The sequence below is a fragment of the Mesorhizobium wenxiniae genome, from assembly GCF_002284535.1.
GTDB classification, from domain to species: domain Bacteria; phylum Pseudomonadota; class Alphaproteobacteria; order Rhizobiales; family Rhizobiaceae; genus Mesorhizobium; species Mesorhizobium wenxiniae.
Genome location: NZ_NPKH01000023.1, coordinates 80,721 through 94,824 on the forward strand (window position 1 = coordinate 80,721; position 14,104 = coordinate 94,824).

Here is a 14,104-nt window from a genome sequence, read left to right on the forward strand (position 1 = left end):
GAAACTCCTACGCTTGCGATTTGATCTTTTCCCACTTCCGGGAGAAATGGTTGTCGGGGAGCGGAGCAGCCTTGATCTGGACGACGTTGGTTGCCTGGCTCGCAAGCTTCGCCTGGTACTGCCGCTCTTTCTCGCAGCTGTCCTCGTAGGCGCAGCGATTTAGCCAGGTCTGGGCGTGGCATTTGTATTCACCCTGCCCTCCCGATCGGATGAACCATGCGGCACCATCAACGATGTCCTGCGGATCTGCTCCGCGCTCCTCGACGTGGCGGAAGAACTCGTCCCGAGCTGCACCGCGCCCATCGTTCTTGTGCATGTGGGGCATCCAAATGGCCCAGAAGGCGCGGAATTCTGGCGTCTCGTCTGCCTTTGTGGTGGGTCGTGCGCGCTTCATGCTGCCTCCTTGACCATTGGCCCAACGAAGCGCGGGCCGTCATGATGTTGAGCGTGAAACCGATACCAAGCCGCGCTGTCCTTGCCTGAGTGCTTCGAGTCGGCGATCCACTTGACGCGACCAACCGCGACGATGTGACTGCATTGCTCCAGAAACGGAGCCGCTTGCCGCGTGTGAGCCCAATCGGCATCGAAGAGCAGCCATGTCGGCGCCAGCCGTTGGAAATGCCGGATCATTGGGTGAAGGATCTCGCGCGTCCAAGGCGGATTTGTTATGATCGCATCACAGTCGAGCGAGACGATATCGAGCGCATCGTTTCCCCGCTGGACATCGCTGTAATAGACGCAGGAGAGGCCTAAGCCCTGAAGGTGGTTGACTAGATCGAGTTCACCGCAGCACGGCTCTGCAAACGTCTCTACGCCACGCAGATGAGGGATGAGTGGTAACACCGCAGAGAATGGCGTTGCATAGGCGTCCATGGGGCGGCGCGTGAAGTCCGAACGCTTCCCCATCAGGCCGCCAAAGCCTCCTCTGCATGCTGGATGATCACGGAACAAGCGGGCCCGGATTCTACCCATTGAATGGAAATGCGCTGCACGAGGCTGTCATCGTCTATGACCTGCATCGAGACGAGCAGATCCAGGATTGCCTTCGTGCCGGCGTTGTCGAGATCACGCTTGCGCTTGTCGGGCTTTACCAGGGCTACAGAGACGCTCACGAAGCCGTGGAGGCGCTTCCTGCCCTGTTCTAGGATGTGGCCCTGCGCGAGGCTTAGCCAGCGCTTGTAGCCCTCGCTCTTGGCCCTGCCGCCGGCTATGTTGCGGAACAGGTTGTTCAAGCTTGGCGGATAGGGCAGCTCGTAGCGGATCATGCTGCGAGAGCTTCGAAAGCGCGATAAGCGCCGTATCCGAGCCCGATGAAAGCCGCCCAGCACATCCCAGCCAATAGAGGCCAGAGCACAAAGAAAACGAGCGGATGAGGTAGCTCTAGTTTGGGCTCTTCTGGCTCATAATGGCCTGTCGCTTGGTTGAGCGTGAATAAACCATCGGTCGTGGCGATGGTGATAGGCTTGGTGTGAGCGTTCATTGGTTCATTTCCTTCCTAATTTGCGGTCCAGCCACAACAGCAGCCAGGCCAGCCATTTTCGAATTGCGTGCATCCGCAAGTGCCTTTTCTTCTTGGTAGGCGTTCTCACCGGCCTGGGAGACCAACCCGTAAGCATGCCGGGCAAGCATCAGTGCACGGTAGACCGATCCGCGCACGTCGTTCATTTCTCTCAGCTTGTACTGGAGTCGGAAGAGGTAGCTTTCACTGACCCCAACCTTGCGAGAGAGACGGTAGCGAACAAGGTTTTCCTTGTCCTTCCGCCCTTTCCATTCGGCGTCCATGAGCTCTTCTGCCCAGCCCGCCGCCTCATTCAATGCACTCATACTCATGCTGTCCTCGGAAGCTTTCTTTCCGTTTTTGGAAACTCTTTTGTCCGACATGGCCCAACTCCACTGCTACGTTTCACAGCATGAGCAACGGGCAAAGAAAGGTAGTTTTTACAGAGCAGGACACCCGCGACGCACAGCGACTTCTCAGGGTCTTGGTGGAGCGTGCGGAAAGACGAAGAGCTTCGGGCGCTCAGAGTCCCGAACAAATTCGAGATCCAGCGCCTACCGTGCTGGAGAATGCGGCGGGCGACAAGAGCGATGGGGTGTTGGGTTCGCTCAATTGTCGCCCGCCAGTTGCCGCGGCCGGAGGGGAGAAAGGCAGCGGATTGATTGGCTGGCGGGGTTCTGGTCCTGTTGAGACCCGGAATGATTTCGCCATGCGCCCGCCAGCGCAACCGTGCGCAGGTCCGAACGGCGAAGGGTTCACGGTCGAGGCTGAGGGAATTGCCCGGAACGCACGCACGGCTAAGAAATGAAATTGTTGCGGTGGTCACAGAAGCCCTCGCTCGCGCAAGATTTCACGGCTTTCGATGTCATTGAGGCGTTTCAGGCACCGGCCTGCGATTATGGAAAACGGCAGGGAGCCGAGAAGCCAGACAGTGACGGCGAGCCAGAAGATGCTCATGTCTGCACCTGGGATTGGGTGGCTGGCGAGACGGAGGGGGACGCCTCGCCAGCCTGTTCGGCAACTCGGGAGGAGTTAAGCGCCGAATGGGGATGTGCCTCGACTTGTTCCGACGGTGCGAGGCCAACCGTACTGTCCTGCTCGGCCATTGGCTTTGCATGGGAATTAGGTGCAGCGCTTTCTTCGGTTTCGCGCGCTGCCAGCGAAAGATCGCAGCCCACAGGACGGGCCTCCGAACTGGAATGGGCGCCCGAGACGAAGGGGAGAATTTTCGCCTCGGGCTTATCTGTCATCGCTGAGGGGTCAAACGATGACAGATGGGGATGTGGGTCGTGGTGCAGGACGCTCCACGGGGAATAGAAATCGGTTGAGGCTGGCGCGGTCATGATGCGGCACCTTGGAGATTGGAATGACGCCCGACGATGACAAAGACCCGCCTTTGACCGAGCCGATCGTCATTTCCGACGCGTTCGTTGAGGGCATCGACATCGAGCGGATCGACGGCGATGTTCGCTTGATTGGATGGGTCACCCATGCCGAGGAACACCGGATCGTTGCGCGTCTGGTCCTGCCGGATAGCGTATGTCGCGCTCTGGTCCGCGATTTGCGAAAGGCGCTCAGCGGCGGGCATTGAGATTTCAGGATTTGCTACACAAGCATTTACTTGTTGAGAACCATGTTTGGTAACGGACTGTGCAAAGCGAATTGCGCGAACCGATTGAAATGTTGCGCCGTGAAACGGTTGGTGATCTCTACTACTTTGGTCGTAGACAACTGACCATTCCGGAGGGCACCCTTGCACCAGCTTTTGATCGAACCGGCCATTGTGCCGGATATTTTCTGCACCGGCCTTGCAGAGGCCGAAGACTTGGGCGACGGCAACTTTCGCTTCACCCTCTATGCCAAGCAACGGTCCTTCCACGACTATGCCGGGACCGTCGATCTGGTCATTGTGGCAAGGCTCATCATGCCGGCTGGCGCTGTCATGGAAGCCATCCAGATGACCATGAAGGCCATGGGCGTGGCTTGCTGTGGAGGGGAGAGGTTGAAGCTGAGACATTAGGCGGCATCCTCCACATATCCGGCGAGGTCGTTCGGCGTAACCGCGCCTTCAGTGACCTCGCCAATCTTCTTGGCGATGATGCGCCCCGGCCATGGAGGGTTATCGGCACAGAGCTGGGAAACGTACCCAGGCGAAACGCCAATCTTCTCGGCGAAATCGATCTTCGCCATCGGTTTCGGATCGGCGTTGAGCCACTGTGCAAGTTTGTTAGCCATGCCGAACTATAGCCACACTACAGTCACCTCGTCAACCACTTTTTTAGTGCTGCTGTATGGAGAGCAGAAAGGCCGAGTGGCAAACTATGCCCATGGCTAAAATGGCTCGTGCAGCACCCAAACCAGTCCGGCGACGGCACTTCGTCAAGCAGTGGCGCAAATTCAAGAAGCTGACGCAGGAGCAGCTAGCGGAGCGGATCGGCGTCACGCCAGGCGCCATCTCCCAGCTCGAACTCGGGCGGGTGAACTACACCCAGCCCATGTTGGAAGCGCTTGCTGAGGAGTTCGGCTGCAAGCCAGGGGATATCCTCAACGTCGATCCGACCCACGAGGGCGTGCTTTGGTCGATTTGGGAAAATCTGGATCTGCCGACCCGCAATCAGGTCGTGGAAATTGCCCGAACTTTTCAGAAGAAAACCGGCACCGACAATTAGGCTTCGCTACCCTGTCTTGGTTAGCTCCTCTTTCTCCAGAGCAGAATCCCTTAAGAAAGAAGCTTTCCGTTATTCAGCTTTCCGTTCTTATTCATATGCCAACGTGGCACTTATATAACTGCCAACGTGGCACTTATTCCCAAAAAAAGTTGAGCCAGTAGCGGTTGCCTGTGTTGCGCTTTCGCTCGGCTGTCAGGTAGCGGGTTCCCGTCCACTCGCCTGTCTCCCGGTTGAGGCCGGAAAGCTCATCGATCGCGCGGATCACTGACCGGACACCGACGCCAGACGACTTGGCAATGGTCGCAGTTGACGGCCAAGCGCCGCTCTGGCGATTGCCGTTCATCCTCATGGCGATATGCACCGCGACGCGCACGGTGGAGTGCGAAAGGTCATGGTCCTCGACCACGGCCCGCAGCCAGGAATCACGCTTTTTCAAAAATGCCGATGCAGTCATGCTGCTATTGCTTAGCGCATAAATTGTAGCGTGGCTATATTTTTTTATTGACGCTAAATGATAGCGGTGCTATATATCTCCTCAACACCAGATGAGGAACACCCCGATGACAACCGCAACGAAGACCCGCCAGGACTTTGGCCTGACCGGCGCCGACGACATCATATTGCGCCAGATCGTTGATCGCGAGCGCGGCGACGGAATGCGCTTCCCCACCCATAGGGCAGCGGTCGAGCGCTTGGAGGACTTGGGTTTCGTAGCGACCGTTCGCTGCTCCGGCACAATGCTGGTTGTCGCGACCAAGGCAGGACGCGATGCCATCGCCGCCTTATCGGCCTGATTCCCCTTTGGAACATCCGCACCTACACGGAGAATGACGATGAACGCCAGCGAGACGAAACATACGCCAGTGGCTTGGCGTGTTTTGGCTGAGCCTGACTTGCCGGTTCACTTCGCCCGCACCAAAGCCGACGCGGACCATCTGGTGAATAACCTACTCACGTACCGCAAGGGCTGCACGAAAGCATGGGCTGAACCGCTCTACCTCATTTCCACAGCCACTTCCTCGCCGATCCCCGACGACACCCTGAACGAGATCGCTGCCGACAACGAAGCGGCGCGCGACGACGAATTCAACACTTGGACTGATGGCGACGACAAGCACTAAGCCGCACACCAGATGAGGAACGCCCCGATGGCAAGCGCAACAGACATCATGGCACTGCACGACAAAACGATGGAATGGCTACAAGGCAGCCATGCGGAAGCGCCTAGGATGGCTCGGCGTCTTTTGGCGCTTGCCAGCCCAGGAGCTGAAGCTCTTTCCGACAAGCAGCGGATCGATGAATTTGTAGATGCGGCCATTGAGGCTGCTGGGGAATTAATCCGGCATGCTGAGTTGCAACCGCCTCCGTCCAGCGATGACAAAATAGCAATGGACAGAGACCGTTGGCGTCGAGTTGCCGAGCGTCTCGAAACCGAGAAGCCCGCACTCGACAAAACAGTGGCAGAGCCTCCGCCCCGCCCATCGCCAGAAAGCAAGCCTGTGGAATGGCTCTGGTGGGGATGCGACGAACTCGGCGTAGAGCACATGTCATTCGGGCGGTGGCACAAGCATCCATGTCAGCACCGGTACAAATACGCCAAGCCCCAAACAACCGAACACGACCATCCAATATCGACCGCAGCCCTGCCGACTGCCGATGCCCTTACAGCCACTGAACGCCAGATGAGGAACGCCCCGATGACAAAGCCGGAGAGCATGTTGGAAATTGCGGCCATGTGCCACCGCGAAAAATGGCAGTTCGGAGAGTCGCTGGCATTCGATGTTTTGCACCGAATAGGCGATTTGGCCCGCGCGAAAGCCGAAATCGCCCGGGAGCAAGCGCGGTGGGCGAATGACGTCGTGGTCACCGCTACCGGCGTCTTCCCGCAGAACTACGTGGTCAGGTCACCGTGTGACCCGCCGCTGCCCAAGCCAGACTTCCTTTACATCGAAGGCACTGTTTACCGAAAGGAGTCTGCCAAAACACCCGAGGAGAAGGTCAGAGAAATGGAAGACCGTAAACAGATCGACAGCCTCGCCAAGCGCTGCAACGATTTCAACGATCAAGTCAACGAGTTGCGGAGCCGGAGAGATGACATGCTGGCGGCGTTCAAAGCCATAAGGCATCGGGCAGCCGCAGACAGTGATCTCTACCAATCGGTAGGGCATCTGTCGCTTGCGAATTCGCTCAGCTTCATCGCCGAAACCGCCGATGCTGCCATCGCCAAAGCGGAGGCCGTATCGTGATTGATGACGGTATAAAACCCCTGCAGGCACTCGAAGCTGCACACGCTGCCTTCTGTAACCCTGCAAACCGTGGGTACAGCATTCAAGCCGCGATCGGCGCTTATCACGCGAGGATAATCGGCCAGAAGGCTATTGGCTCGGAAGAGCCGCTAGATCCGACTGCGCTCTATACCGCCTGCGAGGTAATGCTAGCGGTGCTTGGTGACCAAGCCGGCCTTCCGGAGGACTACGCGAACGAGGTCAGCGCGGCGATCCGTGCCTATCTCGCCACGTCCCGAGCTCTCGCCCCCCTTCCTGCCCCAATGCCGGGAGATATGACAGAGACGATAGCACTGATCCGAAAGCGCATGAAAAGCGGCGAGTGCGACTTGCGCGATGTCGGCCAGATACTGACTGGCAGATTTGATCAAGACGTTCCGGCCGCAATTCTTGCCGCGGCTGCCGCCCAGGCAGTGCCCGATATGGTGGAGGCGGCGCAACGCATCTTCGAGGCGATGTGCGGCAGGCCTGTCGATTGGGCCAAACACGCGGCTGATACCAACGAAGACAACCTTTTCCAGAGCGCAGACTGGGAGTGCTGTCTCACCTACGCAAAAGCCGCCCTTATTCAGAAGAACACTGGAGAAGACGGATGACCGCGAACGAGACGACGGCGGTTCCCTTGCATCGAAAGGGATGACAGAGTGAGCAACAAATGCAAGCACCTCGCAATTTCGGATGAAGCGTACCGCAACGGCCGTCCGGTAGGCGTTTTCCTTTGCACATGGCCAGCGGCAAAGCTCTGGCTTTTGAAGCCAGCATGGGTTGACCGCTCAATCGGCGGCGGACTGATGATAGATCACAAGAAGGAATGCCCGAACTGCCCCTGCTTTGAAAAACAGGAGGCTGTCGATGGCTGAAGATGTTCGGCAGTATCAATCATGACCGCGCATCGCCGATCCATCGATGCTTTCAACCGCACTGCAGCCAGCATGGCCTCAACTCTGGCCAGCGTTGGCCGGCAGAGGCCCCACCTGGACATGCGCGTGCTGACGACGATCTACGGCGTTCCGTTCGGACCCAAGCGGGTCGTTGCCGTGGGCGAGCAGTATTTCCGCGTTCTCGACATGACCTATCGGCAGCTTCTGATGGGCGTGACCCCGGATGATCTTGAGCTTGAGGAAATCGATCCGGACGAGGAGTCAGACTGATGACCTCGCACGACGCCAAACTCATCCGCGAGCACATCACCAGCCTGCAAGGCTGGATATCGCACTGGCAGGACGACGCATTCTGCAGGCTCATCCCCACCGAAAGCAGCCTGATCATCGCCAAAGCCCATGCCGAGAGCGCGTTGACGCTGCTCGATCGGATGGAAACTGAACAGAAGGAAACCGCGTGATGGACGCCGTTTGCAACTGGCTCGCAGACCACCCTCGCCTCACAGCGCTATTCCTTTGCTCGGCCATCTATGCGGCTGGGCTGGCAGAAAGGCTTTTGCCATGAGCGCGCGACAAATCGAAGAGCAGCAGAACGACACGCCGGCCGATGGCTACGGAGCCGGATTCCTCGAATACAGCATCCGCTCATCCTTCCGCGATCTGTGCCGGCTTATCGGCTTCGAGAACGCGCGCAACGAAATTGCAGAGATCATCAATTCTGAAGCCGAAAGGAAACGGCAATGAGCGATCAAAAAGTAGCGGTGGTCGCCAAGGCCATCTGCAAGAGTGGAAGGTTTGAAACCGGCGAAGGCACATGCGCTGTGCTCTGCATGGATCAACTTGGCGACGCCCGCAAGAATTGCACGCACTGCGTCAGGGTCCACGGGAAACTCGCCCTAACGATTGTCACGGCGCTGGAGGAGCAGCAGCAATGAAGCAGATCGTCACGTCGCACATTTACCCGCCGATTCCAATCCGGGATTTCGACTGGTGCGCCTACTTCGACGGCGAAGAGGAGCGCGGGAATTATGGCTACGGCCGCACCGAAGCGGAAGCCAAGCAAGACCTTCTCGACAACTACGGAGAGGACGAATGACCATCCACCTTCCCAAGCTCAAAGAGCCTTTCGAGCCAGACCGCATTAGCTGGCGGGTCGGCTCTACCACCAAGGACAAATCCAAGGGAATGGCCCTTGCGTACATCGATGCGCGCGACGTGATGCAGCGCCTTGATGATGTCTGCGGTCCTGAAAACTGGCAGTGCGACTACCCCCACGCTGCGGCGAAAACTGTATGCCGGATCGGCATAAAGCTCAACGACGAATGGGTGTGGAAGTCGAACGGCGCCGGCGACACCGACATTGAGAGCGAGAAAGGCGCTCTCTCCGATGCCTTCAAGCGGGCTGCCGTCCTTTGGGGCATCGGACAGTATCTGTACGACCTGGAAAGCCCATGGGTCACGCTGGACACACAGACCGGCAACGATGGCAAGGTCTACGTCAAGGGCATCGCCAAGCACGAATTCACGCGCTTGCACAAGCTGCTTGGCGGCAAGTCCAGCAGCCAGCTCGCGAAGGGCGACGAGTGGGCTGCGTTCCAGAACGATCTGTGGGCTTGCAAATCGGTCGTGGCCATCGAGGGCCTTTACAAGGAACTTCGCAAAACCTGGTCAGGCTCTTGGCTTGAGCAGGCTGCGGAAGCCTGCGCTGAGCGCAAGAAAGATGTTTTGGCCGCAGAGGCCGAAGCCACTGCAACACCCCCCGTCAAGAACAAATATCTCGAAGCCGTAGGAGGCATGTAATGGCCGAATATCAGAAGAAAGACATGTCCGGAACTCTCTTTCGCAACGAGCGGAAGGAGAAGGACACCCACCCTGATTGGGCTGGATACATCATCATCAACGGCGTCGAGTACTGGCTGAACTGCTGGGAAAAGACCGGCCCCAAGGGGTTGTTTTTCTCCCTCGCCGCCAAGCCCAAGGAAGAGCGCGCCAGTGAGATCAGGCGCGGCTACCAGGGCAAGCAGGCCGATGACGTAGACAACATGCGTGGCGGGAATCTGGACGACGAAATCCCGTTCGCTCCGGAGTGGCGGTGATGGCGCAGACCTGCATCCTTCGCGGCCAATCGCAGCGCGACTTTGCCAAGGCGCTGATCGATCGCGCGCCAGCCGACGCGGTAGTGACGATCAAGGAAGCATCGCGCACCGTTGACCAGAACTCGCGGCTCTGGGCGATGTTGTCCGACGTGAGCCGAGCAAAGCCGGAAGGTCGCATGCACACGCCGGAGGTTTGGAAGAACCTCTTCATGCACGCATGCGGCCATGCAGTGCAGTTCGAGCTTGGCCTGGACGGAAAGCCATTCCCTGTCGGGTTCCGGTCGTCTCGGCTCACTAAGGGACAAATGTCCGACCTGATGGAGTTCGTGACCGAGTACGGCACGCGCCACGGCGTTCACTGGACAGACCCGGCTTATGGAGAGGCAGCATGACCCGCATGACATGGCGCAGGGCACACCCGGTAAGGCGTCCAGAGCGCCCGCAAGCCTTCGTATCGGTCCACGCCGAACTAGGCCGCGCATATCTCCTAGAGATGGAGAGGCGAGCCAGGGAGGAACATGAGCTGGCGGCTGAGCTTGAGCGCGAGTTGGCCGAGGATGATCGGTAGTGGCCCGCAAGTCCTTCAACCGCAAAGACCGCGCCCGCATCTTCAATGCTGCCCTTGGCGTTTGCCATCTGTGCGCCGGCAAGATCGGTGTGGCTGAAGCCTGGGAGATCGAGCACGTCATTCCGTGGGCTCTGACGCATGACGACAGCGACGACAATCTGCGGCCGGCTCATGTGAAGTGCCACCGGACCAAAACAGACCAGGACATGACCGACATAGCCAAGGTCTATCGCATCGCGGCGAAGCATGACGGTTCGTGGCCTAAGTCCCGCGCCAAGCTGCAATCCCGCCCATTCAGCAATTCGAGGATGACACGCCCATGACCGCCGCTACCGAGCTAGACGAACTGATCGAGCGGCTGCGGGACCACTACCGCACAGATGTAGGCATGGCAGCTGAAACTGGGGCAGATATCGCGCAAGCCGCAGCCACCCTCGCCTCTCTCACCGGACAAGCGGTAGCGCCGGTAGCGTTCCAAGATCGTGTGCAGCCGTGGATGATGGCCTGCTTTGGCGCCGAGATATCTGGCGACAAGGTGGAGCGCGGTGATCGGCTGCTAGAGGAGGTTCTGGAGCTTCTGCAATCAGGCGGGTACGATCCGGCTCGCGTTGTGGCGCTCCGCGACTATGTGTGGTCCAGACCGGCCGGCGAGCCGTCTCAGGAAGTCGGCGGCGTGCAGGTCACGCTGGCTGCGTATTGCCTCGCCTTCGGCCTCAACATGCACGAGGCCGGCGAAACCGAACTGGCGCGCATCTGGACCAAGGTCGAGAAGATCCGGGCCAAGCAAGCCGCCAAGCCTGTCGGATCGGCACTCCCCGTGGCCGCCCCTGTCCAGGCACCGATAGCGCCGGTAGCGGTGAAGGCGCTGGAGTGGGAAGATGCGATCCACGGCGGTTGGTGCGCCCTTGGCGCTGCAGGACTCTATCATGTGCATATCGGCTATCGGGACGAGACGCGCTTCTACTTTTTCACCAATCCTTTCGACCACGAGCCGAACGACTTCTGCTCGGAAAAGGCCGCCAAAGCCGCCGCGCAAGCCGACTTCGAAGCCCGCATCCGCTCCGCTCTCGCCCTCCAAGCAGAGGGGCGCGGGAAATGACAAGGGCCGACCTGGTGGACGATGATCCGATCACCTTGAATGAAGCCAGCAAGCTGGTTCTGCGGGGGATCGTGTCAGTAAGCGCCTTGCGCGCGGAAATCAGGCGTGGAAACCTGACGGTCGCACGCATCGGGAAAAACCTTTACACGACCCCGGCCGCAATCCGCGAAATGAGGGAAAAATGCCGCGTCATGCCGAACCACCAAGATTGTACCTCAGGCGAGACGGAAAACAAAGCGTCTGGATCATCCGGGACGGAGGAAAAGACAAGCGAACTGGCTGCACTGAAGGCGAGCGTCAAGGCGCTGAAATCCGGCTCGCTGAGTACCTTGCACAAAAGCACGCCTCAAAGCCATCAAAAGGCGGGAAGTCCGATTCCATTTCCATCGCGGAAGTCCTCCGCGTCTACGTGATGGAACATGCGCCATCGGTTGGCCGGCCGAAGCTTATAGCCGACCACATCGAAGGGCTGGCACCGTTCTGGGCGCACCGGATGGTGGCGAGTATCAAGGGGAAGACATGCAGAGACTTCGCAGATTCGAGAACCACGCCGTCGATGGCTCGCCATGAACTGGAGACGCTGCGAGCTGCGGTCAACTACTTCCATAAGGAATATGGGCTTGATCCCGTCCCGGCTTTCACGATGCCGGAGAAGCACCGTGCGCGTGAAAGATGGCTGACACGCGATGAGGCCGCAGCGCTGCTCTGGCAGGCCCGCAGGACGCCGCACGTTGCGCGCTTCATCCTCATTGGCCTTTACACAGGAACGCGCTCCGGCGCCATCCTTGGCCTGTCCTGGCTACCTTCGGTCAAGACCGGATGGCTGGATCTGGAACAGGGCATCATGCACCGCAGCGGGAGCGGCCAGCGCCAGTCGAATAAGCGCCAGCCGCCGGCAGCGATTCCAGAACGGCTACTAGCACATATGAGGCGGTGGAAGCGGCTGGACAAGAACATCCGCCACGTCATCAATTGGAACGGCTCTTCGGTGCTTTCGGTTAAGAAAGCCTTCCGAAATGCCCGGCAAAATGCTAAGCTTTCCAATGATGTAATCCCGCATTCATTGCGTCACACCGCTGCGACTTGGCTCATGCAATCAGGTGTCGAACCGTGGCAAGCTGCCGGGTTCTTGGGCATGACGGTGGAAGTGCTGGAGCGGGTATATGGCCACCACCACCCGAATTTCCAGAAGGCCGCATCGACGGCGATAGCGGCAAGGAGAGCATGAATGTTTAAGGGCGCCTCTGACAACGCGGTTAGCCGCGACCGAAACAGGGTGTTGAACGACAGGGCGAACTATACTCACGCCGATTTCGAAAAGCGCGCTGACGACCTTTCCCATGAAAAGGGAGCTTTGATCGCTGAAAAGCGTGAACACGAGGCGTTCTTTTCTCGCATAAAGCAGGAAACCGAACGCTATCATCGGCTTGGATCGAAATCTCGGTCTAGGACATCTTCTAGCGTCCTGATGAAATTCGAAGCAGAACGCATCCGCCGGATAGACAGGATCGCGTACATAGACCGGCGGCTTAAAGAGCTAAAGGAGGCGAACCACAAACTCCATTCGGATCATGGCCCGTACAGCAAAATGTCCTATACGGACGCCTTTTATCGGTGTGCCAAAGAGCTACTGCCGAATGAAATAATGCAGCGGATTGACTCCGCCGCGATCGCCTTGCTGGCACACCAAAATGATTTGGCGCCATCGCGCACAGAAACCGCACAGGAACGACCGACAGCAACCGAAACCAACGTGAACGAACAGCGGACATAAGGCGTCTTGGGAATGAACAAACCGGCCGATATACTGGTTTGGGACCAGAGGGTCGGGAGTTCGAATCTCTCCACTCCGACCATTCATTCACCGCGACGAACAGCAGCCGTGCTGCCGGCGCACCTGCGCCGGACAGCATCTGCGGCCGACGAAGCACCCAGCGACCGACGGGCAGNTTCATTCACCGCGACGAACAGCAGCCGTGCTGCCGGCGCACCTGCGCCGGACAGCATCTGCGGCCGACGAAGCACCCAGCGACCGACGGGCAGCCCGTATTTCCGCGCGTGCCCGCCTGAAGCTGCGAAGCGTCAGATTTGGATGAACGCCAGGAGATCCGGATTGATGATCTCCGGGTGGGTGGTGCACATGCCGTGCGGAAGGCCCTTGTAGACCTTGAGCGTGCCGTGTTTGACCAGCTCGGCTGCAAGCAGAGCGGAGTCGGCAATCGGCACGATCTGATCGTCATCGCCGTGCATGATCAGGACAGGCACGTCGATCTTCCTCAGGTCCTCCGTAAAGTCGGTCTCGGAAAAAGCCTCGATGCAGTCGTAATGGGCCTTGGCTCCGCCCATCATGCCCTGGCGCCACCAATTATCGACAGCCCCTTGCGAGACCTTGGCGCCCTCGCGATTGAAGCCGTAGAACGGGCCCGGCACATCCCTGTAGAACTGGGCGCGGTTGGCGACCAAAGCGGCACGGAAGCCGTCGAAGACCTCGATCGGCAGGCCGCCGGGGTTGCTGTCGGTCTTGAGCATGATCGGCGGCACCGCGCCGATCAGCACCGCCTTGGCGACGCGTCCTTCGCCACCGTAGCGGGCAACGTAACGCGCCACCTCGCCGCCGCCGGTCGAGTGGCCGATATGGACGGCGTTCTTGAGATCAAGGTGAGCGACCAGAGCCGCGACATCGGCGGCATAGGTCTCCATCTCGTTGCCGGTCGCCGTCTGTGTCGAGCGGCCGTGCCCACGACGGTCATGCGCGATCACACGATAGCCCTTGTCGAGGAAGAACAGCATCTGGTTGTCCCAGTCATCGGCGCTGAGCGGCCAGCCGTGATGGAACACGATTGGCTGGCCTGTGCCCCAATCCTTGTAGAAAATCTCGGTGCCGTCCTTGGTGGTGAATGTGCTCATCCTCTTACTCCTTGATGCAGGTGGCTGAATTGGTTGGGGGAAGGTTGGTTCCTTCTGTGGACAAAGCTATCGCAACGGAGTCATGGTGAGGATTGGCAAAA

27 protein-coding genes and 1 tRNA gene are annotated in these 14,104 nt (G+C 58.9%); 18 read left to right on the top strand and 10 right to left on the bottom strand.

The window, feature by feature from the left end; translation table 11 throughout:
- Positions 1-7 precede the first annotated feature (7 nt).
- From CIT31_RS16770 to CIT31_RS16805, 8 genes are all read right to left on the bottom strand, one after another.
- The gene (locus CIT31_RS16770) at positions 8-394 is read right to left on the bottom strand and encodes a hypothetical protein (protein ID WP_095519542.1); all 387 of its coding nucleotides are present in this window, start codon (positions 392-394) and stop codon (positions 8-10) included.
- On the bottom strand, positions 391-906 hold the full coding sequence (locus CIT31_RS16775; protein WP_095519543.1) for a hypothetical protein: 516 nt from the start codon (positions 904-906) through the stop codon (positions 391-393). Before CIT31_RS16775 ends, CIT31_RS16770 begins: the two co-directional genes overlap by 4 nt.
- Positions 906-1,265 carry a RusA family crossover junction endodeoxyribonuclease gene (locus CIT31_RS16780; protein ID WP_095519544.1) on the bottom strand — a complete coding sequence of 120 codons (360 nt, stop codon included), beginning with the start codon at positions 1,263-1,265 and terminating at the stop codon, positions 906-908. Before CIT31_RS16780 ends, CIT31_RS16775 begins: the two co-directional genes overlap by 1 nt.
- Positions 1,262-1,480: a hypothetical protein gene (locus tag CIT31_RS16785; protein WP_095519545.1), complete on the bottom strand. Its 219-nt coding sequence runs from the start codon at positions 1,478-1,480 to the stop codon at positions 1,262-1,264. Before CIT31_RS16785 ends, CIT31_RS16780 begins: the two co-directional genes overlap by 4 nt.
- Complete coding sequence (locus tag CIT31_RS16790; protein ID WP_095519546.1) at positions 1,477-1,881, bottom strand: hypothetical protein; 405 nt, start codon at positions 1,879-1,881, stop codon at positions 1,477-1,479. The genes CIT31_RS16785 and CIT31_RS16790 overlap by 4 nt, the downstream gene beginning before the upstream one ends.
- Positions 1,882-2,451: 570 nt before the next feature.
- The gene (locus tag CIT31_RS33855; protein WP_133116175.1) at positions 2,452-2,841 is read right to left on the bottom strand and encodes a hypothetical protein; all 390 of its coding nucleotides are present in this window, start codon (positions 2,839-2,841) and stop codon (positions 2,452-2,454) included.
- Positions 2,838-3,515: a hypothetical protein gene (locus CIT31_RS33860; RefSeq protein ID WP_133116176.1), complete on the bottom strand. Its 678-nt coding sequence runs from the start codon at positions 3,513-3,515 to the stop codon at positions 2,838-2,840. The genes CIT31_RS33855 and CIT31_RS33860 overlap by 4 nt, the downstream gene beginning before the upstream one ends.
- Positions 3,515-3,733 (bottom strand): helix-turn-helix domain-containing protein, encoded by a 219-nt coding sequence (locus tag CIT31_RS16805; protein ID WP_095519549.1) that lies wholly within the window; start codon positions 3,731-3,733, stop codon positions 3,515-3,517. Before CIT31_RS16805 ends, CIT31_RS33860 begins: the two co-directional genes overlap by 1 nt.
- Positions 3,734-3,825: 92 nt before the next feature.
- Between CIT31_RS16805 and CIT31_RS16810 the strand changes: the two genes are divergently transcribed.
- Positions 3,826-4,167, top strand: a complete 342-nt coding sequence (locus CIT31_RS16810; protein ID WP_165778479.1) for a helix-turn-helix domain-containing protein — start codon at positions 3,826-3,828, stop codon at positions 4,165-4,167.
- 133 nt (positions 4,168-4,300) lie between these two features.
- Here the strand turns inward: CIT31_RS16810 and CIT31_RS16815 are convergent, their stop codons facing one another.
- Positions 4,301-4,621 (bottom strand): helix-turn-helix domain-containing protein, encoded by a 321-nt coding sequence (locus CIT31_RS16815; protein WP_095519551.1) that lies wholly within the window; start codon positions 4,619-4,621, stop codon positions 4,301-4,303.
- A 106-nt stretch (positions 4,622-4,727) separates the two neighbouring features.
- Between CIT31_RS16815 and CIT31_RS16820 the strand changes: the two genes are divergently transcribed.
- The 17 genes from CIT31_RS16820 to CIT31_RS16905 all read left to right on the top strand — a co-directional run bounded on the left by CIT31_RS16820 (position 4,728) and on the right by CIT31_RS16905 (position 12,952).
- Positions 4,728-4,961, top strand: a complete 234-nt coding sequence (locus CIT31_RS16820; protein ID WP_095519552.1) for a hypothetical protein — start codon at positions 4,728-4,730, stop codon at positions 4,959-4,961.
- A gap of 39 nt (positions 4,962-5,000) precedes the next feature.
- Positions 5,001-5,288, top strand: coding sequence for a hypothetical protein (locus CIT31_RS16825; RefSeq protein WP_133116177.1), 288 nt, complete (start codon positions 5,001-5,003; stop codon positions 5,286-5,288).
- A gap of 27 nt (positions 5,289-5,315) precedes the next feature.
- On the top strand, positions 5,316-6,413 hold the full coding sequence (locus CIT31_RS16830; RefSeq protein WP_133116178.1) for a hypothetical protein: 1,098 nt from the start codon (positions 5,316-5,318) through the stop codon (positions 6,411-6,413).
- Positions 6,410-7,048 (top strand): hypothetical protein, encoded by a 639-nt coding sequence (locus tag CIT31_RS16835; RefSeq protein ID WP_095519555.1) that lies wholly within the window; start codon positions 6,410-6,412, stop codon positions 7,046-7,048. The genes CIT31_RS16830 and CIT31_RS16835 overlap by 4 nt, the downstream gene beginning before the upstream one ends.
- 285 nt (positions 7,049-7,333) lie before the next feature.
- Positions 7,334-7,603: a flagellar biosynthetic protein FliO gene (locus tag CIT31_RS16845; RefSeq protein ID WP_095519557.1), complete on the top strand. Its 270-nt coding sequence runs from the start codon at positions 7,334-7,336 to the stop codon at positions 7,601-7,603.
- Positions 7,603-7,794: a hypothetical protein gene (locus CIT31_RS16850; protein WP_095519558.1), complete on the top strand. Its 192-nt coding sequence runs from the start codon at positions 7,603-7,605 to the stop codon at positions 7,792-7,794. Before CIT31_RS16845 ends, CIT31_RS16850 begins: the two co-directional genes overlap by 1 nt.
- Before the next feature lie 100 nt (positions 7,795-7,894).
- Positions 7,895-8,077, top strand: coding sequence for a hypothetical protein (locus CIT31_RS16855; RefSeq protein ID WP_095519559.1), 183 nt, complete (start codon positions 7,895-7,897; stop codon positions 8,075-8,077).
- Positions 8,074-8,268: a hypothetical protein gene (locus CIT31_RS16860; protein ID WP_095519560.1), complete on the top strand. Its 195-nt coding sequence runs from the start codon at positions 8,074-8,076 to the stop codon at positions 8,266-8,268. The genes CIT31_RS16855 and CIT31_RS16860 overlap by 4 nt, the downstream gene beginning before the upstream one ends.
- Positions 8,265-8,429: a hypothetical protein gene (locus CIT31_RS34275; RefSeq protein ID WP_165778480.1), complete on the top strand. Its 165-nt coding sequence runs from the start codon at positions 8,265-8,267 to the stop codon at positions 8,427-8,429. Before CIT31_RS16860 ends, CIT31_RS34275 begins: the two co-directional genes overlap by 4 nt.
- Complete coding sequence (locus CIT31_RS16865; protein ID WP_095519561.1) at positions 8,426-9,133, top strand: Rad52/Rad22 family DNA repair protein; 708 nt, start codon at positions 8,426-8,428, stop codon at positions 9,131-9,133. The genes CIT31_RS34275 and CIT31_RS16865 overlap by 4 nt, the downstream gene beginning before the upstream one ends.
- A complete protein-coding gene (locus tag CIT31_RS16870) occupies positions 9,133-9,429 on the top strand; it encodes a hypothetical protein (RefSeq protein ID WP_095519562.1) in 297 nt (98 codons plus the stop codon). Before CIT31_RS16865 ends, CIT31_RS16870 begins: the two co-directional genes overlap by 1 nt.
- Entirely contained in the window at positions 9,429-9,821 is a 393-nt protein-coding gene (locus tag CIT31_RS16875; RefSeq protein WP_095519563.1) for a recombination protein NinB, read from the top strand. Before CIT31_RS16870 ends, CIT31_RS16875 begins: the two co-directional genes overlap by 1 nt.
- A gap of 175 nt (positions 9,822-9,996) precedes the next feature.
- Positions 9,997-10,320 (top strand): HNH endonuclease, encoded by a 324-nt coding sequence (locus tag CIT31_RS16885; RefSeq protein ID WP_095519565.1) that lies wholly within the window; start codon positions 9,997-9,999, stop codon positions 10,318-10,320.
- Positions 10,317-11,096 carry a hypothetical protein gene (locus tag CIT31_RS35190; protein WP_245316343.1) on the top strand — a complete coding sequence of 260 codons (780 nt, stop codon included), beginning with the start codon at positions 10,317-10,319 and terminating at the stop codon, positions 11,094-11,096. Before CIT31_RS16885 ends, CIT31_RS35190 begins: the two co-directional genes overlap by 4 nt.
- A gap of 181 nt (positions 11,097-11,277) precedes the next feature.
- Positions 11,278-12,324, top strand: coding sequence for a site-specific integrase (locus tag CIT31_RS16895; RefSeq protein ID WP_095519566.1), 1,047 nt, complete (start codon positions 11,278-11,280; stop codon positions 12,322-12,324).
- Positions 12,325-12,870, top strand: coding sequence for a hypothetical protein (locus CIT31_RS16900; RefSeq protein WP_095519567.1), 546 nt, complete (start codon positions 12,325-12,327; stop codon positions 12,868-12,870). It abuts the gene before it with no gap.
- Positions 12,871-12,878: 8 nt separating this feature from the next.
- A tRNA-Ser gene (locus CIT31_RS16905) sits at positions 12,879-12,952 on the top strand.
- 226 nt (positions 12,953-13,178) lie between these two features.
- On the opposite strand, the gene CIT31_RS16910 is transcribed toward CIT31_RS16905, so the two are convergent.
- A complete protein-coding gene (locus CIT31_RS16910; RefSeq protein ID WP_095519568.1) occupies positions 13,179-14,003 on the bottom strand; it encodes an alpha/beta fold hydrolase in 825 nt (274 codons plus the stop codon).
- Positions 14,004-14,104: the final 101 nt, after the last annotated feature.